Source organism: Enterobacter sp. IF2SW-B1, from assembly GCF_001743375.1.
In the GTDB taxonomy this organism is placed as follows: Bacteria; Pseudomonadota; Gammaproteobacteria; order Enterobacterales; family Enterobacteriaceae; genus Enterobacter; species Enterobacter bugandensis.
Window position 1 is genome coordinate 1 of sequence record NZ_MJAA01000012.1, and the last position, 25,496, is coordinate 25,496.

General features: G+C 58.1%; 25 protein-coding genes. 20 read left to right on the plus strand and 5 right to left on the minus strand.

What is annotated here, in order from left to right; genetic code table 11:
* The first annotated feature begins 467 nt into the window (after positions 1-467).
* Positions 468-1,421, plus strand: a complete 954-nt coding sequence (locus A6013_RS20450) for a nickel/cobalt transporter (protein ID WP_069733665.1) — start codon at positions 468-470, stop codon at positions 1,419-1,421.
* A gap of 33 nt (positions 1,422-1,454) precedes the next feature.
* Here the strand turns inward: A6013_RS20450 and proP are convergent, their stop codons facing one another.
* On the minus strand, positions 1,455-2,957 hold the full coding sequence (proP, locus tag A6013_RS20455; protein ID WP_041911505.1) for a glycine betaine/L-proline transporter ProP: 1,503 nt from the start codon (positions 2,955-2,957) through the stop codon (positions 1,455-1,457).
* A gap of 648 nt (positions 2,958-3,605) precedes the next feature.
* Between proP and kdgT the strand changes: the two genes are divergently transcribed.
* A complete protein-coding gene (gene kdgT, locus A6013_RS20460; protein ID WP_069733666.1) occupies positions 3,606-4,598 on the plus strand; it encodes a 2-keto-3-deoxygluconate transporter in 993 nt (330 codons plus the stop codon).
* Positions 4,599-4,653: 55 nt separating this feature from the next.
* Here kdgT and A6013_RS20465 read toward each other — a convergent pair whose 3' ends face one another.
* The gene (locus A6013_RS20465; protein ID WP_028015219.1) at positions 4,654-5,529 is read right to left on the minus strand and encodes a diguanylate cyclase regulator RdcB family protein; all 876 of its coding nucleotides are present in this window, start codon (positions 5,527-5,529) and stop codon (positions 4,654-4,656) included.
* Positions 5,526-7,880, minus strand: a complete 2,355-nt coding sequence (gene crfC, locus A6013_RS20470; RefSeq protein WP_069733667.1) for a clamp-binding protein CrfC — start codon at positions 7,878-7,880, stop codon at positions 5,526-5,528. The genes A6013_RS20465 and crfC overlap by 4 nt, the downstream gene beginning before the upstream one ends.
* A gap of 593 nt (positions 7,881-8,473) precedes the next feature.
* On the opposite strand from crfC, the gene A6013_RS20475 reads away from it, so the two are divergent.
* The 16 genes from A6013_RS20475 (at position 8,474) to phnP (ending at position 20,124) form a co-directional block, all read left to right on the plus strand.
* Entirely contained in the window at positions 8,474-8,809 is a 336-nt protein-coding gene (locus A6013_RS20475; RefSeq protein WP_047366881.1) for a zinc ribbon domain-containing protein YjdM, read from the plus strand.
* An 81-nt stretch (positions 8,810-8,890) separates the two neighbouring features.
* Positions 8,891-9,328, plus strand: a complete 438-nt coding sequence (yjdN, locus tag A6013_RS20480; RefSeq protein ID WP_028015216.1) for a VOC family metalloprotein YjdN — start codon at positions 8,891-8,893, stop codon at positions 9,326-9,328.
* Between the two features lie 136 nt (positions 9,329-9,464).
* On the plus strand, positions 9,465-10,253 hold the full coding sequence (gene phnC, locus A6013_RS20485) for a phosphonate ABC transporter ATP-binding protein (protein WP_047366880.1): 789 nt from the start codon (positions 9,465-9,467) through the stop codon (positions 10,251-10,253).
* A 23-nt stretch (positions 10,254-10,276) separates the two neighbouring features.
* Positions 10,277-11,293, plus strand: coding sequence for a phosphonate ABC transporter substrate-binding protein (gene phnD / locus A6013_RS20490; RefSeq protein WP_069733668.1), 1,017 nt, complete (start codon positions 10,277-10,279; stop codon positions 11,291-11,293).
* A gap of 51 nt (positions 11,294-11,344) precedes the next feature.
* The gene (gene phnE, locus A6013_RS20495; protein WP_028015213.1) at positions 11,345-12,124 is read left to right on the plus strand and encodes a phosphonate ABC transporter, permease protein PhnE; all 780 of its coding nucleotides are present in this window, start codon (positions 11,345-11,347) and stop codon (positions 12,122-12,124) included.
* A gap of 20 nt (positions 12,125-12,144) precedes the next feature.
* On the plus strand, positions 12,145-12,870 hold the full coding sequence (phnF, locus tag A6013_RS20500; protein ID WP_041911508.1) for a phosphonate metabolism transcriptional regulator PhnF: 726 nt from the start codon (positions 12,145-12,147) through the stop codon (positions 12,868-12,870).
* Positions 12,871-13,323 carry a phosphonate C-P lyase system protein PhnG gene (gene phnG / locus A6013_RS20505; RefSeq protein ID WP_028015211.1) on the plus strand — a complete coding sequence of 151 codons (453 nt, stop codon included), beginning with the start codon at positions 12,871-12,873 and terminating at the stop codon, positions 13,321-13,323. It begins immediately after the preceding gene.
* Positions 13,320-13,904 carry a phosphonate C-P lyase system protein PhnH gene (gene phnH / locus A6013_RS20510; RefSeq protein WP_047354122.1) on the plus strand — a complete coding sequence of 195 codons (585 nt, stop codon included), beginning with the start codon at positions 13,320-13,322 and terminating at the stop codon, positions 13,902-13,904. The genes phnG and phnH overlap by 4 nt, the downstream gene beginning before the upstream one ends.
* Complete coding sequence (locus tag A6013_RS20515) at positions 13,904-14,968, plus strand: carbon-phosphorus lyase complex subunit PhnI (protein WP_028015209.1); 1,065 nt, start codon at positions 13,904-13,906, stop codon at positions 14,966-14,968. The genes phnH and A6013_RS20515 overlap by 1 nt, the downstream gene beginning before the upstream one ends.
* Complete coding sequence (gene phnJ / locus A6013_RS20520; RefSeq protein ID WP_041911512.1) at positions 14,961-15,806, plus strand: alpha-D-ribose 1-methylphosphonate 5-phosphate C-P-lyase PhnJ; 846 nt, start codon at positions 14,961-14,963, stop codon at positions 15,804-15,806. The genes A6013_RS20515 and phnJ overlap by 8 nt, the downstream gene beginning before the upstream one ends.
* Entirely contained in the window at positions 15,803-16,558 is a 756-nt protein-coding gene (phnK, locus tag A6013_RS20525) for a phosphonate C-P lyase system protein PhnK (RefSeq protein ID WP_045261067.1), read from the plus strand. Before phnJ ends, phnK begins: the two co-directional genes overlap by 4 nt.
* Before the next feature lie 9 nt (positions 16,559-16,567).
* Positions 16,568-17,248: a phosphonate C-P lyase system protein PhnL gene (gene phnL / locus A6013_RS20530; protein WP_047366876.1), complete on the plus strand. Its 681-nt coding sequence runs from the start codon at positions 16,568-16,570 to the stop codon at positions 17,246-17,248.
* Positions 17,245-18,381 carry an alpha-D-ribose 1-methylphosphonate 5-triphosphate diphosphatase gene (phnM, locus tag A6013_RS20535; RefSeq protein ID WP_045261065.1) on the plus strand — a complete coding sequence of 379 codons (1,137 nt, stop codon included), beginning with the start codon at positions 17,245-17,247 and terminating at the stop codon, positions 18,379-18,381. The genes phnL and phnM overlap by 4 nt, the downstream gene beginning before the upstream one ends.
* The gene (gene phnN, locus A6013_RS20540; protein WP_102863634.1) at positions 18,378-18,929 is read left to right on the plus strand and encodes a ribose 1,5-bisphosphokinase; all 552 of its coding nucleotides are present in this window, start codon (positions 18,378-18,380) and stop codon (positions 18,927-18,929) included. The genes phnM and phnN overlap by 4 nt, the downstream gene beginning before the upstream one ends.
* Positions 18,922-19,356, plus strand: coding sequence for an aminoalkylphosphonate N-acetyltransferase (gene phnO / locus A6013_RS20545; protein WP_063437690.1), 435 nt, complete (start codon positions 18,922-18,924; stop codon positions 19,354-19,356). The genes phnN and phnO overlap by 8 nt, the downstream gene beginning before the upstream one ends.
* 9 nt (positions 19,357-19,365) lie before the next feature.
* The gene (gene phnP, locus A6013_RS20550; protein WP_069733669.1) at positions 19,366-20,124 is read left to right on the plus strand and encodes a phosphonate metabolism protein PhnP; all 759 of its coding nucleotides are present in this window, start codon (positions 19,366-19,368) and stop codon (positions 20,122-20,124) included.
* A gap of 52 nt (positions 20,125-20,176) precedes the next feature.
* On the opposite strand, the gene yjdP is transcribed toward phnP, so the two are convergent.
* Positions 20,177-20,500 (minus strand): DDRRRQL repeat protein YjdP, encoded by a 324-nt coding sequence (gene yjdP, locus A6013_RS20555; RefSeq protein WP_028015201.1) that lies wholly within the window; start codon positions 20,498-20,500, stop codon positions 20,177-20,179.
* 69 nt (positions 20,501-20,569) lie between these two features.
* A complete protein-coding gene (locus A6013_RS20560; protein ID WP_069733670.1) occupies positions 20,570-22,849 on the minus strand; it encodes an ATP-binding protein in 2,280 nt (759 codons plus the stop codon).
* A 125-nt stretch (positions 22,850-22,974) separates the two neighbouring features.
* Here A6013_RS20560 and A6013_RS20565 point away from each other — a divergent pair, with 125 nt between their 5' ends.
* Positions 22,975-24,495 carry a sugar ABC transporter ATP-binding protein gene (locus A6013_RS20565; protein WP_028015199.1) on the plus strand — a complete coding sequence of 507 codons (1,521 nt, stop codon included), beginning with the start codon at positions 22,975-22,977 and terminating at the stop codon, positions 24,493-24,495.
* On the plus strand, positions 24,492-25,487 hold the full coding sequence (locus A6013_RS20570; protein WP_028015198.1) for a ribose ABC transporter permease: 996 nt from the start codon (positions 24,492-24,494) through the stop codon (positions 25,485-25,487). The genes A6013_RS20565 and A6013_RS20570 overlap by 4 nt, the downstream gene beginning before the upstream one ends.
* Positions 25,488-25,496 lie beyond the last annotated feature (9 nt).

Sequence of the window (25,496 nt, forward strand, 5' to 3'; positions counted from 1 at the left end):
ATGAATTACGTATGTTCACTCAGAGACTTGGTATTCATTTATTGTCCGAAGACATTAAGAATCCATGTCACTTTGAGTGCCCACACAGATTGTCTGATAAATTGTTAAAGAGCAGTTGCAACGCGGCTTTCAGCTCACCGTTGCGAGGTGGCGTATATTACGCTTTCCTCTTTCAGAGTCAACCCGTTATTTCAGGATTTTTTCTCTTCAACCGACCGGGTTAACTGTGAAGTGATTCACATCCGCCGTGTCGATGGAGGCGCATTATAGGGAGTAATCCGCAGCCCGCAACAGAAAAGTTGCAAAAAAATGACTGACTGATGCATTCCCCAGCAAAACCCCGCCTTATACCCTTTTACGCACAGACTTATCCACAATTACAGCAAGATCCTGATGCGATCCTGCGAACTGAAAGAGAAGATCAACTATACTAGCGGCAAATATTCTTCTCCGCAGAGCTCCCCCTGATGAATACACAACGCCTGCCTCGCGACTGGCGCCTCCCTACGGCCGGATTGATGCTGCTGACCATCCTCTTCGCCGCTTTTACGCTGCATACGCACTGGAACGCCTTTATCCAGTGGTGCCTTGCCACGCAGATTACGCTGCACCGTTATCTGGTGATGTATCTCCTGCAGCTTAATAACAACCAGTACAGCGGTGGATTATGGCTCTTAACAGGCGCTTTCTTTTATGGCGTCCTTCACGCCATCGGGCCGGGGCACGGGAAGTTCATCGTGACAACCTACCTGAGCACAAATAAGGAGAGCCAACTGGCCGCACGCACCGTTCCCTTTCTTGGCAGCCTGATGCAGGGCGTCAGCGCCATTCTGTTTGTCTTTATTCTGGCAGTAGGATTTAACCTCGCGTCAGGGGATATCAGCACCAGCCGCTGGTATGTCGAGAAGATAAGCGCCGTGCTGATTGGCGCGTTTGGTGCTTTCATCATTTACCAGGCGCTGAAAAGCCTGCGGCCTCAAAGAATGAGGATCTCAGCCATCACTCCCCTTCATCAGCACGATGAACACTGTGGCTGTGGTCATCACGGCGTGGGCGCAGATCTGACACAAGGTGACTGGAAAACGCGTCTGGGCGTCATTCTGGCGATTGGCGCACGTCCGTGCAGCGGTGCAATCATGATTCTGATGTTTTCGAACGCGCTGGGCATTGTCACCTGGGGAATGGCGGCCGTTATGACCATGTCTTTAGGAACGGCACTCTCTATTATGGGGCTATCATTGGCGGTTCGTTATGCCCGTGAACGCACGGTGGCATGGTTCGGGGGAGATAGCGCGTTCAGATGGCTGGTGCCGGCAGTTAAAATTGCCGGAGGTATCATCCTGATCCTGTTCGCGACCGTCCTGTTCCTGACCGTCATCCCCATTAGCGCCAACGGCGACTACATCGCCGCCGGATGCTAATAAAAGAAAACCCGCCGTTGGCGGGTTTCTTTATTACTCGTTAATGCGTGGATGTTGATCAACAAGACGGGAGCGTTTCTTCTGCAGCTCTTCAATCTCTGCGTCGATATCCTCAATTTTCTGCTCAACGTTATCGTAGTGCTCTCGCAGGATTTCTTTCGCTTCCTGAATATCAGATGCCGCAGGTGTCGCCCCTTTCAGAGGACGGTTCGCCGTCTCCTTCATGGTCAGGCCGGTCGCCAGGCCGACTACCGCAATAACCATCAGGTAGTAGGCTGGCATCATCAGGTTCTGCGTGCTTTCCACCAGAGAGGCGGCAAGCGTAGGCGTCAGGCCGGCAATCAGAACGGAGATGTTGAACGCCGCCGCCAGCGCACTATACCGAATGTGCGTCGGGAACATCGCAGGTAATGTGGATGCCATCACCCCGATAAAGCAGTTCAGGATCACCGCCAGCATCAGCAGACCCGCGAAAATCAGACCCAGCACGTTACTGTTGATCAGAATAAACGCCGGGATCGCCAGCGCGAACAGCGCTACGCTACCCAGGATGATAAACGGTCGACGGCCAAAGCGGTCACTCAGCAGACCCATAATCGGCTGTACAAACAGCATACCCACCATGATGGCGATAATAATCAGCACGCCGTGATCTTCCGAATAGTGCAGGTTATGCGACAGATAGCTCGGCATGTAGGTCAGCAGCATGTAGTAAGTGACGTTGGTGGAAATCACCAGACCAATACAGGTCAGCAGGCTGCGCCAGTGCTTTGTCGCGATCTCTTTAAAGGACACTTTCGGGCCGTCCTGCAGCCCTTCGCGGTCGCCCTGCTCCAGTTTCTCAACGTGCTGCTGGAACGCAGGTGTCTCTTCCAGCGCATGTCGCAGATAAAGACCGATAATACCCAGCGGGAGCGCGATAAAGAACGGAATACGCCAGCCCCAGTCGAGGAAGTTCTCCTCACCGACCACGGTTGAAATCAGAACCACGACGCCCGCGCCCATCACGAACCCGGCAATCGAACCGAAGTCCAGCCAGCTGCCCATAAAGCCGCGCTTACGGTCAGGAGAATACTCCGCGACGAAGATCGACGCCCCGGTATACTCGCCCCCGACGGAGAAGCCCTGCGCCATCTTACAGAGCAACAGCAGAATAGGTGCCCAGATGCCGATCGTGGCATAGGACGGTATTAGGCCGATACAGAACGTACTGATCGACATAATGACAATGGTGATAGCGAGTATTTTCTGGCGACCGTATTTGTCACCGAGCATACCGAAGAACAGACCACCCAGCGGGCGGATCAGGAAAGGAACGGAGAATGTACCCAGCGCGGCAATCATCTGCAGGCTTGGGTCAGCACCGGGGAAGAACACTTTACCTAATGCATAGGCAACAAAGCCGTAGACACCGAAATCGAACCATTCCATCGCATTACCGAGCGAGGCGGCGGTGATCGCTTTACGCAATTTAGCGTCATCAATAATGGTGACGTCGCGAAGCGTAATGGGTTTAACCTTTTTCCTTCTTAGCATAGCTTTCCTCGTAGACTTAGCCCTGTCCGTTCCACAGCCAACTCGCACTCTGTGAACCCGAGATCCGCTCCGTGCGAACCTCCATCTTCAAGCGTAGCAGGTTTACTTACATTGACGTTTACCGTCGATACAACCGAACCTGTTGACGCCTGTCTGGGCAGTTAATGACCTTTTTACCCTACCAGCGTTTATATTTGTGATCAACTTCACACATATATTTATACTGCGTCAGGTGAAGACAGTTTTTGTCAACTACCGCAAATAAGTACTTTCTCAACCTTCCAGAGCCCCATTTTCGGCCTCATCCTTTTTCTTTTCCTAACAGAATAAAAAGCCATATTTTTTACAAGAGATTTACATAAATTTTCAGCTCTCACAACGCGCCGTAAAGTTTACATTCAATATGTGATGAAGATAACTAAAACACCGTTTTATTTTCATTGAATCAATATTCCATCGATCGCATGATAATTCCTGAAACATAGCGACGCATGTTTTCTGACGAGAGGAAACGAGAGCGCTAACTGAATTTCGGTGCAGGGTTATCACAAACCAATCATCAAGAGCACCCTTCATCAAATTGAATTTATTGATTTTTTTATTCGCACCTGCCGCTCACCATGAGAGGCGAAATTGTGAGGGTTAGAGATGAAGATTAAAGCCACGATAGAACGCATACCGGGTGGTATGATGCTGGTGCCGCTGGTACTCGGTGCTATTCTGAATACATTAGCACCTGAAACCGGGGCTTATTTTGGTGGTTTCACAAAGGGGATGATTACGGGTACCGTTCCCATCCTGGCGGTCTGGTTCTTTTGTATCGGCGCATCCATTAATTTGCGGGCAACCGGTACCGTATTACGCAAATCCGGAACGCTGGTGATAACCAAAATAGCGGTTGCCTGGGTGGTCGCAATGATATGCGCGATGTTCATTCCTGAAAATGGAATTCAGACCGGTTTCTTCGCCGGGTTATCCGTCCTGGCGATTGTCTCGGCGATGGACATGACCAACGGCGGGCTGTATGCCAGCCTGATGAACCAGTACGGAACGAAAGAGGAGTCCGGCGCGTTTGTTTTGATGTCTCTGGAGTCCGGCCCGCTCATGACGATGCTGATCCTGGGGTCCGCTGGCCTGGCTTCTTTTGAGCCCCATCATTTTGTCGGCGCGATCCTGCCATTCCTGATCGGCTTCGCGCTGGGCAATCTGGATCACGATCTGCGTGATTTCTTCAGCAAAGCCACGCCGGTGCTGATCCCATTCTTTGGCTTTGCGCTGGGTAACACCATCAACCTGAACGTGATTCTGGATACGGGACTGCTGGGGATTATGCTGGGTGTCGCGGTTATCATCATCACCGGTATTCCGCTGATCATTGCTGACCGCGTAATCGGGGGAGGAAACGGCACGGCGGGCGTCGCCGCCTCTTCAGCCGCAGGCGCTGCCGTTGCAAACCCGGTGATTATCGCCCAGATTAACCCGGCCTTCGAACCGGTGGCCGCGTCCGCGACGGCACTGGTTGCCGCCAGCGTGATTGTCACCGCAATCCTGGTGCCCATCATCACGGCGCTATACGCGAAACGCTACGGAAATGTGCAAGAGATCCCGCCTGAACCGAAACCGATAGAAATGAATCACTAACACACCGCGCCAGCCATCCTCTCTCCCCTGGGGGGAGAGGGTCAGGATGAGGGGTTCAACCAAAAATCTCTTCCACCATCGCATCCACCAGCCGTTTTGCCGAACACAGCCTCGGCATACCCAGCGCGACGGTCTGCCAGTTTTGCGTCACTGACCAACTCACCGGGTGTATATCCGCCTGACACCAGTCGCCCAGCCAGCCCAGCATGTCTTTGTGATCGATTAAACCCGCCGAAGCGGGTGTGGTCAGCCATTGATGATAGAAATGGCGCGTTGTGGGAGACGCATTGATGCCCTGCGCGAGGTAGTTGGCGGCCATGCTGCGTAAATTATCCTTGAGCATTGCCGACACATCGTTGTTCGCCAGACGGCAGGCATCTCCAAATGCTCCCCAGCGCAGCTCTTCCAGAACAATGAAGCAGCGCCCGGCCAAAGACCAGCCATCATAGTGACCGGCTCGCCAGCGGGTGAAAATTTGTTCACTGTGCTCGCCCGCCTGTACCGTCAGTCCACGCTGGGTCAGCGCCTTTTCTTTATAGGCGGCACGTTGGGTGAAATGAGAGGAGAGCTCCGCATACTGTTCAAGCAGGCCGGGAGATGGCTGAGCACGCAGGTGAGCCTGCTGGCACAGTGCAGTCAGTTTATCGGCCATCAGCGTCAGCGCAAGATGGCCTGGATCCAACATGCCGGCGAGTTTTTCCGCCAGCCCCAGGCGCAGGGCCGCGTTCTCGTTAAGCATTCCCGCCATCGCCCAGGGCCGTAGCCGGGTATGCGTCATGATCTCCTGAGTCAAACGTTCACGAAACTGCAGCTGCTGCGGCCCCAGATGGGGATGGCGCGCCGCGTCCACGCCCTGCACAAGATCGACCATAAACCTGGGATGAATACACTCCAGCGTCCGCCCGGGACCGTCCAGTAGCTGTGTTGTCATGGTTGCTCTGCTGCGAATAGAGTTTGAATGTCATCGCGTAACAGTCGGGTATCTTCCTGAATCCACGTCGCAGTCGTAATGCTTTGCTTCAACAGCTGGCTGAGCGCTCGGGTTGAATGTTCATTTTGTTGACGCACTGCGAGGCTATCACGCAAGCTTTCCTGTAACCCGGTCAGGCATAACGAAAATTCTGCAAAGAACGTCGCCATTCCGGCCGTAACAGAGACATCGACCTGCGCGGACAAAGCTTTACGTATTTGTTCACAAAACTGATCAATATGTTGCTTAAATTTGTCATGCAGTTGCGCAATGTCGATAACATAGTGCGTGCGCGTGACCACGTACTCATCCCAGCCCCAGCCCGGATTATTGAGCCAACGCGAAACGGTTTCACGCATACTGCTCCCGGCGGAAAGTTGACCTGCCGGGCGGTTATCCTGTGCAATGGCATCGTTAAACAGTGCACGCGTATTGAAGTCAAGCTGGTTTGCCTGAAAAGCCGGGAAGCTGATCCGCGCCCGGAAGCCAGCATGGCTCAGATGCTCTTTTATACGCGTTTCAATGGGGCAGATAGCTTCATTCAGCGAGCGCGCCAGCGTAGATTCCAGCTGATCGAAGCGTAACGCCAGCTCCCGGGCGATTTTTGCCTGCGCATCCAGCATGATGAGTTCACAGGAGGAGCGAATTTTACTCAGGACGATCTGCGCCTGACCTTCATCATCCAGAACCAGCGGTTCCCGCTCTTGCAGTTTGTCACTGCGGCGATTCAGCCGCTCAACGCCTGCCAAATCAAGAATATTTTGAGGGCTGAACACATGGCCCACTGCCTGGTGAAGCGCCGATTTTTCGGCCTCCATAAAGTCCGCGGTCGCGTTCAGCGCCTGGTCAACTTCATGTTTCACCTCATCGCTCACCGCGCTCTGGCGCGTCTGGAGCAGCGCCATATCCTCTTCAAGACGCGCGATGTTCAGTTCCAGCCCCTCAAAGGCCACCGTCAGCCCCTGATAGCGGAAGTCGAGATACTCCCGGGCATTTTGCGCGTAGTTGAGCAGCTTATGCGAGGCCGAGCGCAGCGCGAATAGCGAGGCATTGGCATAGGCGGCGTAAATCAGTTTGCGTATCGGCTGTTCAAACAGCGAATCTTCCCAGAGCAAATCGGCTGCGTGACGGATATGGTTTATATCGTCCAGGTCCGCCGAACGCCAGCGGCGTCCGAGTGCGGCTTCGGCAAAATCCTGCACCCAGGGCTGCTCCTGATGATCCGGCAGGCGTCCACGGGCATTCATCTCGTTGCGGGCGCGGTTTGCCAGATACGCCCACATAGAGGAAACAGGGTAGATCTGGCCAGGCGAAATAGTGCCTTTCATTAAGGTACCGGAGATCATTGCCCTGACCTGCTCTTCATCGTCGCTATTGCGATCCTTCTGGTCGAATTTATTCACCAGCGCATACAGAGGCACTGATTTCCCCGCAACCGAAATAGCCTGACGGACCTCTTCATCAGAAATAGATTTAAGCTGGGTATAATCCATCACCGCCAGCACCGCCGACGCGCGGGCTAGCTGTTCGCTAAGCATTTTTTGCAGATGCGGTTGTCCGGCCTCATTGGGGCCGGGGGTATCGAGCAGCGTCAGCTGCCCGAGGTGGGCATCCAGACCCGCAAGATGCACGAACTCCACTTCAATCACCGGAATATGTTCGATGGCCGCGTATTCAGAGAACGGAAACGCCACGCCCAGCGCCTGGGAGAGCCTCACCAGGTCATTGAGACTTTTCAGGCAATGAAATATTGGCTGCGCCCCGAGATGATGCTTTTCAAAGGCCTCGCCTTTCTCAATACGCTCCAGCAGCGTATTCATGTCCTTATCAATTTCCAGTTGCAGAGCCAGCTTGCCGCGATCGTAATCGCCAAGCTTTTTCTGCAGCAGGTGAATCAAATCATCAATAGGAGAGACATGTGAGAAGTGGAGCACCGGCTCTTTCTGGCCTGGCGTATGACGGATCAACGTAGGCAGCGCCGTCATTGGGCGGTTGCGGTTCGGCAACACTTCGGTACCCACAATGGCATTAATGGTGGTCGATTTCCCCGCTTTCATCGTGCCAACGATAGCCAGAACCATTTCCAGACGTGTTATTTTGCGTAATTCATTATTCAGCGTTGCCTGCTGCGCTTCGACGCCGCGCGCACTAAAATGCAAAGGCAGCACGTTGTTCTTTTCACCTGTAATAGCAGCCGTCGTGCTCTCCAGCTTCGCTGTCGGCATTGATTTCAGGGTATCGAGATTTTGCAGGGCAAGCTGTAACAAACGCTCAGCTTCCTGACTTAATTCAAAAATGGTCTGTGTGTGCATGATAAAAGCCTTTCCTTAACGCAAATTTATTACTTTTATTAAGCCACTTGTATTAATTATGATGTTCAGGCTTATATGATCACGTGTGGAAAACATGTTCACCAAAATATAACTAATTGAAGATAATCAGAAATAAATGGCTATCCCTGCATGGCGTGTAAAGCTCTCCTCAAGGCCTGAAAGCCAAAAGATAAAAAGCCTGGCCCATTTTAAGAAGCTTCAGGATATATCATCATTATTTACCCACCTAAAAAGAGAGGGATAGGCCGCCAACATAAGAAATGCATGGCAGTAAAGTTCGAAGATAAATAACAATGCGTTGCTTCACCTTATCCGAAATGAAGGTGCGTAGCAATTTGCCGCAATAAAATATTCGATATATTTAGCGACTTCTCTTTCCACCGTGTTAATGACGTTAGCATCGCTTAGCTGACTGACAGTAAGTGTCACTCGCAACACATTTTCTGCGTTTTTTAAATTCACAATAGCACCGACAAAAGTGTGGATTTGCGTTATACTTGCCGCCTTTTTCGGCACTCTGCCGTCATTTAGCTGGCACTTTCCAGCGCGTTAACACTTTTGAGGATACCGACATGCAACTCCCACACTGCCCAAAATGCAATTCTGAATACACATACGAAGATAATGGCATGTTCATCTGCCCGGAATGTGCACACGAATGGAATGATGCCGAGCCAGCGCAGGACGCTGATGCGCTGATCGTCAAAGATGCCAACGGTAATCTGCTGGCGGATGGCGACAGCGTCACCGTGGTGAAAGATCTTAAGGTGAAAGGCAGCTCTTCCATGCTTAAGATCGGCACCAAAGTGAAGAATATCCGTCTGGTGGAAGGCGATCATAATATCGATTGCAAAATTGACGGCTTCGGTCCGATGAAACTGAAATCTGAGTTCGTGAAAAAGAACTGATTTAACCCGCCCGGTAGCGCTTCGCTTACCGGGCTTTCGGGAACTACACTTAACGGGCTTTTCTTACGTGAGGTAAAGATTATGCCGTTAAGTCCCTACATCTCTTTTGCCGGCAACTGTGCAGAGGCTACCGCCTTCTATCAGCAGGCCGTCGGCGCAGAACTCCTCTATAAAATCACCTTCGGCGAAATGCCAAAAAGCGATAACAGCGAAGAAGGCTGTCCGTCCGGCATGCAGTTTCCGGATTCGGCTATCGCTCACTCCAACGTTCGCATTGCGGGCAGCGATATCATGATGAGCGACGGGCTGCCGCCGGGCAGCAGCGCACAATACGCGGGCTTCACGCTGGTGCTCGACACGCAGGATGTGTCAGAAGGCAAGCGCTGGTTCGACAACCTTGCCGATGGCGGGAATATCGACATGGCCTGGCAGGAAACCTTCTGGGCGCACGGCTTCGGTAAGGTCACCGACAAGTACGGCGTGCCGTGGATGATTAACGTCGTTAAGCAGCAGCACTAATTTTCGGGCGGTGGGCGGTCTGCCTCCGCCTGTCATCAAACTCCCCTCAACTCTTCAAACTCCCGCAACCTGCACTTAACCCAAATGTCATATTGATGCGCCAGCATGAGGCCACATTTATCGTGAGGCCCAGCACATGCACACTGTTATCCGCGTCGAGAAACTGAGCAAGACCTTCAATCACAACAAGGCGCTGCATGCCGTTGATCTGACCGTCCAGCAGGGCGAAATGGTGGCGCTGCTGGGGCCGTCAGGTTCAGGAAAATCCACCCTTCTGCGTCACTTAAGCGGCCTTATTACCTGCGATAAAACGCCGGAAAGCCGCGTCGAGCTGCTGGGTAACACCGTGCAGCATGCAGGCCGTCTGGCGAGCGATATTCGCGAAAGCCGCGCCCGGACGGGCTACATCTTTCAGCAGTTCAACCTGGTGAACCGCCTGACGGTGCTGGAGAACGTGCTGATTGGCGCGCTCGGCAGCACCCCGTTCTGGCGCACCTGCCTGCGCTGGTTCTCCCCATCACAGAAGCAGGAAGCCTTACAGGCGCTGACCCGCGTCGGCATGGCGCACTTCGCCCACCAGCGCGTGTCCACGCTGTCCGGCGGGCAGCAGCAGCGCGTCGCTATCGCCCGCGCTCTGATGCAGAAAGCCAAAATCATTCTGGCCGATGAGCCCATCGCCTCGCTGGATCCGGAGTCGGCCCGCATCGTGATGGAAACCCTGCGCGACATCAACCAGAACGACGGCATCACAGTGGTGGTGACGCTGCATCAGGTGGATTACGCCCTGCGCTACTGCGAGCGCATCGTCGCCCTGCGTCAGGGCCACGTGTTCTTCGATGGTGCCAGCCATCAGTTTGATAACGAACGTTTTGACCATCTCTACCGCAGCGTAAACCGCGTCGAAGAACGCGCGCAGGCTGCTTAACGCCCCGATAACGAGGAATGGAAATGAACTACAAAGCCGTTGCCGCGCTGGCCTTCACCAGCATGTTCAGCATCAGCACCCTGTTAAGCCCGGCGTACGCCGAAGAGCAGGAAAAAGCGTTGAACTTTGGCATCATTTCAACGGAATCACAGCAAAACCTGAAGCCGCAGTGGGAACCGTTCCTGAAAGATATGGAAACCAAACTGGGGATCAAAGTGAACGCCTTCTTCGCCCCGGACTACGCGGGCATCATCCAGGGGATGCGCTTTAACAAAGTGGACATCGCCTGGTACGGCAACCTTTCCGCCATGGAAGCGGTGGACCGCGCCAACGGTCAGGTCTTTGCCCAGACCGTTGCGGCAGATGGTTCTCCAGGATACTGGAGCGTGCTGATCGTCAACAAAGACAGCCCGATCAACAACCTCAACGACATGATCGCCAAACGCAAAGATCTGACCTTTGGTAACGGCGATCCGAACTCCACCTCCGGCTTCCTCGTCCCTGGTTACTACGTCTTCGCGAAAAACAACATCTCCGCCAGCGACTTTAAGCGCACCGTCAACGCCAGCCACGAAACCAACGCGCTGGCCGTGGCGAACAAGCAGGTGGACGTTGCCACCAACAACACCGAAAACCTCGACAAGCTGAAAACCTCCGCGCCGGACAAGCTGAAAGCGCTGAAGGTCATCTGGAAATCCCCGCTGATCCCCGGCGACCCGATCGTCTGGCGCAAAAATATCTCCGAAAGCACCAAGGACAAGGTCTACGACTTCTTTATGAACTACGGCAAAACGCCGGAAGAGAAAGCGGTTCTGGAACGTCTGGGCTGGGCACCGTTCCGCGCGTCCAGCGATCTGCAGCTGGTCCCGATTCGCCAGTTGGCGCTGTTTAAGCAGATGCAGGCCGTGAAGGACAACAAAGGGCTGAAGGAAGAGGAGAAGACCAGCAAAGTCTCTGAAATCCAGGCCCAGCTGGAAGACCTCGACCGCCTGACCGCCGCGCTGGGTGCGATGACGAGCGTGAATAAAGCGGTGCAGTAACACTAGTCCCCTCTCCCTTGGGGGAGAGGGAGAACAGATTAAGGAGCCAACATGCAAACCATCACCCTCCCGCCGCCGAAGCGCAGCTGGTTCTCGCTCATAAGCTGGGCCATCCTGCTGGCGGTACTCGTTATCTCCTGGAAGGGCGCGGAGATGGATCCGCTGCTGCTCTTCAAAGATTCCGGCAACATGGCGACCTTCGCCGCCGACTTCTTCCCGCCGGATTTCAGCCAGTGGCAGGACTACCTCAGCGAAATGGCGATCACCCTGCAAATCGCCGTCTGGGGCACCGCCCTCGCCGTCGTTCTCTCCATTCCGTTCGGCCTGATGAGCGCCGAGAACATCGTACCGTGGTGGGTTTACCAGCCGATGCGTCGCCTGATGGACGCCTGTCGCGCCATCAACGAAATGGTCTTTGCGATGCTGTTCGTGGTCGCCGTTGGCCTGGGTCCGTTCGCCGGCGTGATGGCACTGTTCATCCACACCACCGGCGTGCTCTCCAAGCTGCTCTCGGAAGCGGTCGAAGCCATCGAGCCCGGCCCGGTGGAAGGTATTCGCGCAACCGGCGCCAACAAAATCGAAGAGATCCTCTACGGCGTCCTGCCGCAGGTGATGCCGCTGCTGATCTCCTACTCGCTGTACCGCTTCGAGTCCAACGTTCGCTCCGCCACCGTAGTCGGTATGGTGGGCGCAGGCGGGATTGGCGTCACCCTGTGGGAAGCGATTCGCGGTTTCCAGTTCCAGCAAACCTGCGCCCTGATGGTGCTTATCATCGTCACCGTCAGCCTGCTGGATTTCCTCTCTCAACGCTTGCGTAAGCACTTCATCTGATTAGCGAGGCTTTGATTGGTATGCACTTATCCAGACATCCGACCAGTTACCCTACCCGCTGGCAAGAGATTGCGGCCAGGCTCGAAGTGGAGCTGCGCACGCATTACCGCTGCGGTGACTACCTGCCCGCCGAGCAGCAGCTTGCCGACCGCTACGAAGTGAACCGCCACACCCTGCGCCGCGCCATTGACCAGCTGGTGGAGCGCGGCTGGGTCCAGCGCCGTCAGGGCGTCGGCGTGCTGGTGCTGATGCGCCCGTTTGACTACCCGCTCAACGCCCAGGCGCGTTTTAGCCAGAATCTGCTGGATCAGGGTAGCCATCCAACCAGCGAAAAGCTGCTCTCGGTTCTGCGCCCGGCCTCCCGCCACGTGGCGGATGCGCTCGGGATTCAGGAGGGTGACAACGTCGTACACCTGCGTACGTTGCGCCGGGTCAACGGCGTGGCGGTCTGCCAGATCGACCACTACTTCGCGGACCTCACCCTCTGGCCAGTGCTGCAACATTTCGCCAGCGGTTCCCTGCATGATTTCCTTCAGGACGCGACGGGTATCGCGCTCAAACGCACCCAGACGCGCATCAGCGCCCGCCGCGCGCAGGCGAAAGAGAGCAAGGTGCTGGAGATCCCCAACATGGCCCCGCTGCTCTGCGTGCGCACCCTCAACCACCGTGACGGCGAGATCAACGCGACGGAATACTCCGTCAGCCTGACCCGCGCCGACATGATTGAATTCACCATGGAGCACTGAATGCACTTCGACACCTCCACCCGACAGCGCTGGATGCGCGTGCTGGCCCATAGCCAGCCTGCTGCGCTGGCCGCCCGCATGAACGCACTCGGCCTGACGCCGGACTACGACACGATCCGCGCGCCGGAGATCGGCCTGGTGCAGATCCAGGCACGCATGGGCGGCACCGGCGAGCGCTTCTTCGCCGGCGATGCCACCCTCACCCGCGCGGCTATCCGCCTTAACAGCGGCACGCTGGGTTATAGCTACGTACTTGGGCGAGACAAAACGCACGCCGAGCGCTGCGCGGTGATCGACGCGCTTTTACAGGAACACCCGCATTTCCAGACGTTAATGGAAACCCTTATTGCCCCGCTGGAAGCCGACCGCGCCGCACGCCTTGCCGCGCGTCAGGCCGAAGTGAACACCAGCCGGGTCGACTTCTTTACGCTCGTTCGCGGAGACAACGCATGACGCTTCAACCTGCTTTTACCCTGGCCGTCCAGGATGCCCAACAGAGTTTCCGTCGCCTGCTGAAGGCCATGAGCGAGCCCGGCGTGATCGTCTCGCTGCATCAGCTTTCGCAGGGCTGGCTGCCGCTGAACCTCGCCACTACCAGCGTGCTGCTGACGCTGGCGGACAACGACACCCCGGTATGGCTGTCAGGCGCATTGCTGAACGATATCGCCAGCCAGAACCTGCGCTTTCACACCAGCGCGCCGCTGGTCGAACAGCCCCAGCAGGCGGTCTTTGCCGTGGCCGACGAACAGATCAGCCATGAACAGCTTAACGCCCTTAGCGAAGGCAGCGCCGTCGCACCGGAAACCAGCGCCACGCTGATCCTGCAAGTCTCCAGCCTGAGCGGTGGCCGCATGCTTCGCCTGACGGGCGCAGGCATCGCCGACGAGCGGATGGTCGCGCCCCAGCTGCCGGAGTGCATCATCCATGAGCTGACCGAGCGTCCGCACCCGTTCCCGCTCGGCATTGACCTGATCCTGACCTGCGGCGAGCGCCTGCTGGCAATCCCGCGGACTACCCACGTGGAGGTGTGCTGATGTACGTAGCCGTCAAAGGAGGCGAAAAGGCGATCGCCGCCGCTCATGCCTTACAGGAGCACAGACGCCGGGGCGATGAACAGCTTCCCGAGCTGAGCGTCGCCCAGATTGAGCAACAGCTTAACCTCGCGGTTGACCGCGTGATGACCGAGGGCGGCGTTGCTGACCGCGAGCTTGCAGCGCTGGCGCTGAAGCAGGCCAGCGGCGATAACGTGGAAGCCATCTTCCTGCTGCGCGCCTGGCGCACCACCGTTCCACGTCTGGCAGTCAGCGAGCCGGTGAACACGGCGGAAATGCGCCTGGAGCGCAGAATCTCTGCCGTTTATAAAGACATTCCCGGCGGCCAGCTGCTTGGCCCGACTTACGACTACACCCATCGTCTGCTGGACTTCACGCTGCTGGCGAACGGCGAAGCCCCAACGCTCAGCACTTCAGACGTCGAACAGGAACCGTCTCCGCACGTCTTCAGCCTGCTGGCAAACCAGGGGCTGGCGAAAGCGGAAGAAGACACTGGCGCCACGCCGGACGACGTCACCCGCACGCCGCCGGTCTACCCGTGCTCACGCTCGTCCCGTCTGCAACAGCTGATGCGCGGCGACGAAGGGTATCTGCTGGCGCTGGCCTACTCCACACAGCGCGGCTACGGGCGCAACCACCCGTTCGCGGCAGAGATCCGCAGCGGCTATCTCGACGTCGAAATCGTGCCGGAAGAGCTGGGTTTTGCGGTGAACGTCGGCGAACTGCTGATGACCGAGTGCGAAATGGTCAATGGTTTCGTCGCGCCAGAGAATGAAGACCCGCATTTTACCCGCGGCTACGGGCTGGTGTTTGGCCTCGGCGAGCGCAAGGCGATGGCGATGGCGCTGGTTGACCGCGCCCTGCAGGCGCCGGACTACGGCGAGCACATTGCCGGCCCGGCGCAGGACGAAGAGTTCGTGCTGGCCCACGCGGACAACGTCGAGGCCGCAGGCTTTGTCTCGCACCTCAAGCTGCCGCACTACGTCGATTTCCAGGCCGAACTGGAACTGCTGAAACGCCTGCAACGGGAGCGCGCCAATGGCTAACTTAAGCGGCTACAACTTTGCCTATCTGGATGAGCAAACTAAACGCATGATCCGCCGCGCCATCCTTAAGGCAGTGGCGATCCCCGGCTATCAGGTGCCGTTTGGTGGCCGTGAAATGCCGATGCCGTACGGCTGGGGCACGGGCGGCATTCAGATCACCGCCAGCGTGATTGGCGAAGCGGACGTGCTGAAGGTTATCGACCAGGGCGCGGACGATACCACCAACGCTGTGTCGATCCGCAACTTCTTTAAGCGCGTGACGGGCGTCAACACCACCGAAAAAACCGAAGACGCGACGCTGATCCAGACCCGCCACCGCATTCCGGAGACTCCGCTGACGGAAGATCAGATTCTGATTTTCCAGGTGCCGATCCCGGAGCCGCTGCGCTTTATCGAGCCGCGCGAAACCGAGACCCGCACCATGCACGCGCTGGAAGAGTACGGGATCATGCAGGTCAAACTTTATGAAGACATCGCCCGCTTCGGCCATATCGCCACCACCTACGCCTACCCGGTGAAGGTCAACGGGCGCTACGTCATGGACCCGTCGCCGATCCCAAAATTCGATAACCCGAAGATGGACATGATGCCTGCCCTGCAGCTCTTTGGTGCCGGACGTGAAAAACGCATCTACGCCGTGCCGCCGTATACGCGTGTCGAAAGCCTGGATTTCGACGATCACCCGTTTACGGTGCAGGAGTGGGACGAGCCGTGCGCCATCTGCGGATCCAAACACAGCTATCTTGATGAAGTGGTGCTGGACGATACGGGCAAACGGATGTTTGTCTGCTCCGACACCGATTACTGCCGCCAACAGAGCGAGGCGAACGGCCAATGAAACCGCTGCTTTCGGTTAATAACCTGACCCACCTTTATGCGCCGGGAAAAGGCTTCAGCGACGTGTCGTTCGAGCTGTGGCCGGGCGAAGTGCTGGGCATTGTCGGCGAGTCCGGCTCCGGCAAAACCACCCTGCTGAAGTCCATCTCCGCGCGCCTGACGCCGCAACACGGCGAGATCCTGTATCAGGGACGCTCCCTCTACGACATAAGCGAGGCCGAGCGCCGGCGCCTGCTGCGCACCGAGTGGGGCGTGGTGCATCAGCACCCGATGGACGGCCTGCGCCGTCAGGTGTCGGCGGGAGGCAATATCGGCGAACGGCTGATGGCCACCGGCGCGCGCCACTACGGCAACATCCGCGCCACCGCACAGCACTGGCTGGAGGAGGTGGAGATCCCCGCCTCGCGCATTGACGACCTGCCAACCACCTTTTCCGGCGGTATGCAGCAGCGTTTGCAAATTGCCCGCAATCTGGTCACCCATCCAAAGCTGGTGTTTATGGATGAACCCACCGGCGGGCTGGACGTCTCCGTGCAGGCCCGCCTGCTCGACCTGCTGCGCGGCCTGGTGGTGGAGCTGAACCTGGCGGTGGTGATTGTCACCCACGATCTGGGCGTTGCGCGCCTGCTGGCGGACCGCCTGCTGGTGATGAAGCAGGGTCAGGTGGTGGAAAGTGGGCTGACCGACCGCGTGCTCGACGACCCGCATCATCCGTACACCCAGCTGCTGGTGTCGTCGGTATTACAGAATTAAGAGGCCAACATGATCCACGTTGAAAATGTCAGTAAGACCTTTGTGCTCCACCAGCAAAATGGCGTGCGCCTGCCGGTGCTGCAAAATGCCTCGTTAGAGGTGAGTCAGGGTGAATGCGTGGTGCTGCACGGCCACTCCGGCAGCGGTAAATCGACCCTGCTGCGCTCCCTGTACGCCAACTATTTACCGGACGAAGGCCACATCCATATTCGCCATAACGAAGAGTGGGTCGATCTGGTTCAGGCCCCGGCGCGCAAGGTGCTGGAAGTGCGCCGCTCAACGATCGGCTGGGTCAGCCAGTTCCTGCGGGTGATCCCGCGGATCTCCGCCCTGGATGTGGTGATGCAGCCCCTGCTGGATCTCGGCGTGCCGCGCGAAACCTGCGCCGCCAGGGCCGCCAGCCTGCTGACGCGCCTCAACGTGCCGGAGCGCCTGTGGCACCTCGCCCCGTCGACCTTTTCCGGCGGCGAGCAGCAGCGCGTGAATATCGCGCGCGGGTTTATCGTCGACTATCCGATATTACTGCTGGATGAACCCACCGCCTCGCTCGACGCTAAAAACAGCGCAGCGGTGATAGCACTGATCGAACAGGCCAAAGCGCGCGGGGCGGCGATCGTCGGGATCTTCCACGACGACGCCGTCCGCAATCGCGTAGCGGACAGGCTGCACCCGATGGGGACAAACGCATGATTATCAATAATGTCAGGCTGGTGCTGGAAAATGAGGTCGTGAAGGGTTCGGTTGAAATCCAGGATGGCGTCATCCGCGCCTTTGCCGAAACCCAAAGCCGTTCTCCTGAAGCGATGGACGGCGACGGCGGCTGGCTGCTGCCGGGGCTGATTGAGCTGCATACCGATAATCTGGATAAATTCTTCACCCCGCGCCCGAAGGTGGACTGGCCCGCCCATTCGGCGATGAGCAGCCACGACGCGCTGATGGTCGCCAGCGGCATCACCACGGTGCTGGACGCGGTGGCGATCGGCGACGTGCGCGACGGCGGCGATCGTCTGGAAAATCTGGAAAAGATGATCAACGCCGTGGAGGAGACGCAAAAGCGCGGCCTCAACCGCGCCGAGCACCGCCTGCACCTGCGCTGCGAGCTGCCGCACCACACCACCCTGCCGCTGTTTGAAAAGCTGGTCGGACGCGAGCCGGTGTCGCTGGTCTCCCTGATGGATCACTCCCCGGGGCAGCGCCAGTTCGCCAACATTGAAAAGTACCGTGAATACTATCAGGGCAAATACTCGCTCAACGACGCGGAGATGGCGCGCTACGAAGAAGAGCAGCTGGCGCTTGCGGCACAATGGTCGCAGCCGAACCGTCTCTCCATTGCCGCGATGTGTCGGGACCGCAACATTGCGCTGGCCAGCCATGACGACGCCACGCACGATCACGTGCGCGAATCCCACCAGCTTGGCAGCGTGATCGCCGAATTCCCCACCACGTTCGAAGCGGCTGAAGCCTCCCGCAAACACGGCATGAACGTGCTGATGGGCGCGCCGAACATCGTGCGCGGCGGATCGCACTCCGGCAACGTGGCGGCAAGCAAACTCGCTTCCCTCGGCCTGCTGGATATCCTCTCGTCTGACTACTACCCCGCCAGCCTGCTGGACGCGGCCTTCCGCGTTGCAGACGACGAGGACAACCGCTTTACGCTGCCGCAGGCGATTCGACTGGTGACGAAAAACCCGGCCAGCGCGCTCAACCTTCACGACCGCGGTGAGATTGCCGAAGGCAAACGGGCAGACCTGGTGTTGGCGCACCGCAAGGGCGAGCACGTTCATATCGACCACGTCTGGCGTCAGGGAAAAAGGGTGTTCTGATGGGAAGACTCATCTGGTTAATGGGCCCGTCCGGCTCGGGAAAAGACAGCCTGCTGTCGGCGTTACGGCAGCGGGAACATTCACAGTTGCTGGTGGCGCACCGCTACATTACCCGCGCGGCGAACGTTGGCAGTGAAAACCATATCGCCCTGAGCGAGCAGGAGTTTTTTACCCGCGCCGGGCAAAACCTGCTGGCGCTGAGCTGGCACGCGAACGGCTTTTATTACGGCGTCGGCATCGAGATCGACCTCTGGCTGCACGCGGGCTTCGACGTGCTGGTTAACGGCTCGCGCGCACATCTGCCGCAGGCCAAAGCCCGGTACGAAGCGGCGCTGCTGCCGGTCTGCCTGCAGGTTTCTCCGGATATTCTGCGCAGCCGTCTGCAAAGCCGGGGGCGCGAAAATGCGCGTGAGATCGACCAGCGGCTGGAACGTGCGGCGCGCTACACCCCGTCGGGCTGTCACGTCCTCAATAACGACGGAAGTTTGCTACAGTCAGTCGAGACCTTTTTATCGCTTATTCGCCAGAAGGAGAGACAGCATGCCTGACTGCCAGCTTCGCCCCGCCACCGCCGACGATGCGCAAATTGTTTACGCCCTGATCTGTGAACTGAAGCAGGCAGAGTTCGATCACCAGGCGTTTCACGCCGGATTTCTGGCCAACCTTCAGGATCACAACATGCGCTACCAGCTTGCCGAGCTGGACGGACAGGTCGTCGGCATGATCGGCCTGCACATGCAGTTTCACCTGCACCATGCCCGCTGGATCGGCGAGATCCAGGAGCTGGTGGTGATGCCGCAAGCGCGCGGGCTAAAGATTGGCAGCCAGTTGCTCGCCTGGGCAGAAGACGTTGCGAGGCAGGCCGGCGCCGAGCTAACGGAGCTCTCCACCAGCGTGAAGCGCACGGACGCGCACCGCTTTTACGTTCGTGAGGGATATACGCAGAGCCATTTTCGATTCACCAAACCGCTGTAGAGGTGCGTTATGAGTCTGACCATCACGTTAACGGGAACCGGAAGCGCACAGCTGGTCCCGGTCTTTGGCTGCGACTGCGCGGCGTGTCGCAGGGCGCGTTTGCAGGACAACTATCGCCGTCGCCCCTGTAGCGCGGTGGTCAAATTCAACGATGCTGTCACCCTGCTGGATGCGGGCATTCCGCACCTGATGGACGACTGGCCGGCGGGCAGTTTCCAGCAGTTTTTACTCACGCACTATCATATGGATCACGTCCAGGGGCTGTTCCCCCTGCGCTGGGGCGTGGGCGCAACCATCCCGGTCTACGGCCCGCCGGATGAAGCGGGCTGTGACGATCTGTTTAAACACCCCGGCATTCTGGATTTCAGCCACACGGTCGAGCCGTTCGTGATGTTTGAACTGCAGGGGCTGCGGGTCACGCCGCTGCCGCTCAACCATTCAAAACTGACCTTCGGGTATCTGCTGGAATCGGCCCATAGCCGCGTGGCGTGGCTTTCTGATACCGCCGGGCTGCCGGATAAATCAGTGACGTTTCTGCTCAACAATCAGCCACAGGCGATAATCATCGACTGCAGCCATGAACCGCGTCCGGAGACGCCGCGCAACCACAGTGATTTAAATACGGTGATGGCCCTGAACGAGGTGATTGGCTGTCCGCAGGTGATCCTGACGCACATTAGCCATCAGTTTGACGCATGGATGATGGATAACCCGCTGCCGGACGGCATTGAAGCGGGATATGACGGGATGGTACTGGTGCTGGATTAGGTTTTCTCCCTCTCCCGTGGGAGAGGGTTGGGGTGAGGGCAACAGGCCGCACTTAGCCGCGATCGTAATCGTCTTCCAACCTGCGCTCATCTTCTTCTAACCGACGCCTGTCGTCGTCCAGCTGACGCTGGCGCTCGTCTAAACGGCGGCGTCTGTCTTCGAGCTGCCGACGACGATCGTCGTACTGTCGGCTGTCGATTTGACGGCTGCGGTCATAACGATCGTCGTCATCGTCATTACGGCTGCTGCTGGGGTTGTAGGCATCGTTGATCGCCTGCTGAATGTTGCCAATGGCGTCATCAATCACATCGGCATGCGCCAGTTGGCTGGTTAAAGTCAGCAGACCAAATAACAGGACGGTAGAGTAACGTTTCATAAGGCCAGACTCGCAGGGGAACTGGTCTTACGGTAATGAATGGCTGGGAACCGGGGTAGCGGAGGAATCTCAAATTACCATCACCTTCCGCAGCGCCTGCGCCAGCTGCTGGCGGGTAAACGGCTTACGCAGTAACGGAACGTCCGGCAGCTGCGGGTTATGCGCCGGGCGCAAATCCTGCCCGCTGATCAGCAGCACCGGAAGCTGCGGATAATGGCTGCGCACATGGTTAATCACCTCGGCCCCGCTCAGGCTTCCGGGCAGCATCAGATCGCTGATAAACATGCCAATATCCGGCGACGCCGCCAGCATGTTCAGGGCCTGTTCGCCGCTGTCCGCTTCGAGCGTCAGGTAGCCAAGCTGATGCAGCTGTTCGCACAGGGTCTGGCGAACGTCCGCCTCATCTTCCAGCACCAGTACAAGCCGCTCGTGATCCACGGACGTTGTGGCAGCCAGCGCTTCATCCTCCGAAACGGCGGGCAGCGTCGAGCGCGGGAGGTGGAGCCGCACGGTCGTTCCTTGTCCCGGCGCGCTTTCGATCTCTACCCGCCCCCCGGACTGACGCACAAAACCGTACACCATCGACAGGCCCAGCCCGCTTCCGCTCCCGGTCTGCTTGGTGGTGAAGAACGGTTCAAAAACCCGGGATTTCACCTCCTGCGACATCCCGCTGCCGCGATCGATGACCTCCAGCGCTACCATATCCTGCCTGCGTCCGTCGCTGCGGGTCACGCGCTGGTTCCAGGTGCGAATTTTGATCGCCCCGCTCTGGCCTTCCATCGCATCCCGGGCGTTCATCACCAGGTTGATAATGGCGTTTTCCAGCTGGCTGACGTCAATCCATGCGGGCCACGCCGGGGTTTGCGCTTCAATCTCCAGAGTAAGCGTGGCGGGCAGCGAGTGGCGCATCAGTTCCCGAAGGTTTTCCAGCAGGGGCAGCATCTCTACTGCATGCGGCGTCAGGGACTGTTTGCGGGAAAACGCCAGCAGCCGCTGGGTCAGCAGCGCGCCGCGTTCGGCTGCCTTCAGCGCACGGGTAATGCGCGGCGCGTCTTTTGATTCGGGGTCTGTCAGCTCAAGGCTGCCGATAATTACCGCCAGCAGGTTGTTAAAATCATGCGCCAGCCCGCCGGTCAGCTGCCCCACCGCCTTCATCTTCTGGCTGTGCAGCAGCGCCTCTTCCAGCCCCTGACGCTCGATGCGGTCGATCTCCATCTGCGTGGTTTTCTCTTTCAGCAGACGCGTGGTGTGCTCAAGCGAGGCGGTGTTGCGGGCAAAAACGTTAAACGCGCGCGCCAGCTCGCCCAGCTCGTCGCGCCGCTGCAGCGCAGGAACAGAAACATCCTGTTCACCATGGGCAAGTCGCGACATCGCCCGGGAGATGGCCGTCAGGTTGGAGCCCAGATTGCGGTAGATATACCAGCAGGCGCAGCCGGTGATGATGAGCGCCAGCACGGCGAAGATGCTGATAAACACGCTGATGGATTGCAACTCGTGATGGCTCTGGGCCGTGCGAAGCCGGGAAGCCTGCGCCACCTGTTCAACGTACTGATTAATATCGCTATTAAGGATCGCCACCAGCGCCTTAATGTGGAACATATACCAGCTGATGGACAGATCGCTCTCCTCCAGCTGCTTCGACAGCGGGGCAAGCTTGCGCAGCTCGGCGTTAAAATCGGGCAGAACGCCCTCCACGACCGGCTGTATGGCGCTTCGGGGCAGCGTGGCGGTCACGGCGTCCAGCTGCTGAACGGTAGCACGCGGCGAAGGTGTATCAATCGCGGCCACGATCAGCCGATCCATCTCCATCAGCTGCCGCGCGTCCGGCACGTTGCTGCCGAAGCGGCGGTTGATGTCCTGAAGATGGCGTAAATAGCTCTGGCTTTGATAGAGCGAGCTCAGCAGCGCGTTACGCTCAAGATGCCGCTTTTGCCCACGCTCCAGCATCCCCGTTACGCTTTGCTGTAATTCATTGCTTCTGCGAATAATCCGCGCCACCAGCGCCGGCTCCTGCTGCGCCAGCGGGGCATCCGCCAGCTGTTCCAGCGAGCGGCGCAGCGCCGTTTGCATCTGCTTCAGCCGCTCGGCCTCGCCTTTGTACTCCAGCGCCCCTACCACCTGCGAAAGCCGCACCGCCGCCGTTGCCACGTTGGCCGTGTCGCGCGCGAGGTTCATGCTCCCGGTCATGTCGTCCAGCGTTTGCTGTTGGACCTGCTCCTGGATCTGGCTGGCATGACGAAAGCCGAGCACCGCCACGCCGCTCACCATCAGCGTGACGGCGACCACCAGCAGGTTAAATATCAGCAGGCGACCGCGGGCGCTGGAGAAGAACGGGGGGCGTGAAGACATGTTGACTCCGTAACTGTGATCCACATTCGCTATTCATAACTATGACAAATATGAACAGCTTCTGACATTTTGCATTTACGCACCTGTGATGAAGTGCAGATATCGACATTCACAGGAGATCCGCCATGAGCAGAACCCCGGTTTTAGAGATGCGCCACATTGCCAAGACCTTTGGCAATTTCCACGCGCTCAAGGGCGTAGATTTGACGGTCTTCCCCGGTGAGATCCACGCGCTGATGGGGGAAAACGGCGCGGGAAAAAGCACGCTGATGAAGATCCTCGCGGGGGCCTATACCGCCACCGGCGGCGAGATCCTGATCGACGGCCAGCCGTTTCACATTAAAGGGCCGAAGGACGCGCTGGCCGCAGGCATTACCCTGATTTACCAGGAGATGCAGCTCGCCCCCAATCTGACCGTCGCGGAAAATATCTTCCTCGGCAGCGAGTTGTCGCGCGGCGGGCTGGTGCAGCGCAAGGAGATGGCCGCCCAGGCGCAGGCGGTGATTGACCGTCTCGGCGCGCAGTTCAGCGCCACCGACCTGGTGATGAAGCTGACCATCGCCGAGCAGCAGCAGGTGGAAATCGCCCGCGCGCTGCACCGCAACAGCCGCATCCTGGTGATGGACGAACCCACCGCCGCCCTCTCCTCCCGCGAAACCCACCGCCTGTTCGAACTGATTTTGCGCCTGCGTGATGAAGGCATGGCGATTATCTATATCAGCCACCGCATGGCGGAAGTGTATGAACTCTCTGACCGCGTGAGCGTTCTGCGCGACGGGCAGTACGTCGGCAGCCTGACGCGCGACAAGCTGAACGCGTCTGAACTGGTGAAGATGATGGTGGGCCGCCCGCTCAGCGATCTGTTCAACAAAGAGCGCGATATCCCTCTCGGCAGCCCGCGTCTCAACGTGCACCATCTCACGGACGGTAAAAAAGTGCAGCCATGCAGCCTGCAGGTGCGCTCCGGTGAAATCGTCGGGCTGGCGGGGCTGGTCGGGGCCGGACGCTCCGAGCTGGCGCAGTTGATTTTCGGCGTGCGCAAGGCCACCGGCGGGATGATTGAGGTGGACGGCGAGCCGGTGGTGATCCACTCCCCGCGCGCGGCCATTGAAAACGGGATTGGTTTTCTCACCGAGAACCGCAAGGAGCAGGGGCTGTTTCTGGAGCTGGCGGCGCAGGAGAACATCACCATGGCGACGCTGGAGCGCGACGCCACCTTCGGCATGCTTAACCGCAAAAAAGCCCAGTCCATTTCCGATGACGCTATCGCCCTGCTTAACATCCGCGTGCCCCATTCTCAGGTGCGCGCGGGCGGGCTCTCCGGCGGCAACCAGCAAAAGCTGCTGATCTCCCGCTGGGTGGCGATTGGCCCGCGCATTCTGATTCTCGACGAACCCACGCGCGGGGTGGACGTCGGTGCCAAAAGCGAGATCTACCGCATCATGAACCAGATGGCGCGCAAGGGGGTGGCGATTCTGATGATCTCCAGCGAGCTGCCGGAAGTGGTAGGCATGAGCGACCGGGTGTACGTAATGCGGGAAGGCAGCATTGCGGGTGAACTGCACGGGCGCGACATCTCTCAGGAAAATATTATGACGCTGGCAACCGGCGTGAACGACACACATCATCAGGCGGTGCAATCATGACAACTCCAACCCATCCGCAGCAGGTGGCGAAATCCGCCTCCGCCAAAAAAATGCTGATGAGCGATCTGATGCAAACGGTCGGCATTTTGCCGATTTTAATCCTGATTGTGGCGGTGTTTGGCTTTATCGCCCCGAACTTCTTTACCGAAAGTAACCTGCTCAACATTACCCGTCAGGCGTCGATCAACATCGTGCTGGCGGCGGGGATGACCTTCATCATCCTGACCGGCGGGATTGACCTCTCCGTGGGCTCGATTCTGGGCACCACGGCGGTGGCGGCGATGGTGGTCTCGCTTATTCCTGAATTCGCGATGCTCTCCATTCCGGCGGCGCTGATGCTCGGCATGGTGTTGGGGCTGTTCAACGGCGCGCTGGTGGCCTTCGCCGGGCTGCCGCCGTTTATCGTCACGCTCGGCACCTATACGGCGCTGCGCGGCGCGGCGTATCTGCTGGCGGACGGCACCACGGTGATTAACTCCAGCATCAGCTTCGAGTGGATCGGCAATAACTATCTCGGCCCGATTCCGTGGCTCGTCGTCATTGCCCTGGCGGTCATCGCTATCTGCTGGTTCATCCTGCGCCGCACCACGCTCGGCGTTCATATCTACGCGGTCGGCGGCAACATGCAGGCGGCGCGCTTAACCGGCATCAAGGTCTGGCTGGTGCTGCTGTTTGTCTACGGCATGAGCGGCCTGCTCTCCGGCCTCGGCGGGGTGATGAGCGCCTCGCGCCTCTACAGCGCCAACGGCAACCTCGGCACGGGTTACGAGTTGGATGCGATTGCGGCGGTGATCCTCGGCGGCACCAGCTTCGTCGGCGGGATCGGCACGATCACCGGCACGCTGGTGGGGGCGCTGATCATCGCCACCCTCAACAACGGCATGACGCTGATGGGCGTCTCCTACTTCTGGCAGCTGGTGATCAAAGGGGCGGTGATCATCATAGCGGTGCTAATCGACAAATACCGTACCCGACATCATCAAAGTGCATAACAACAATAC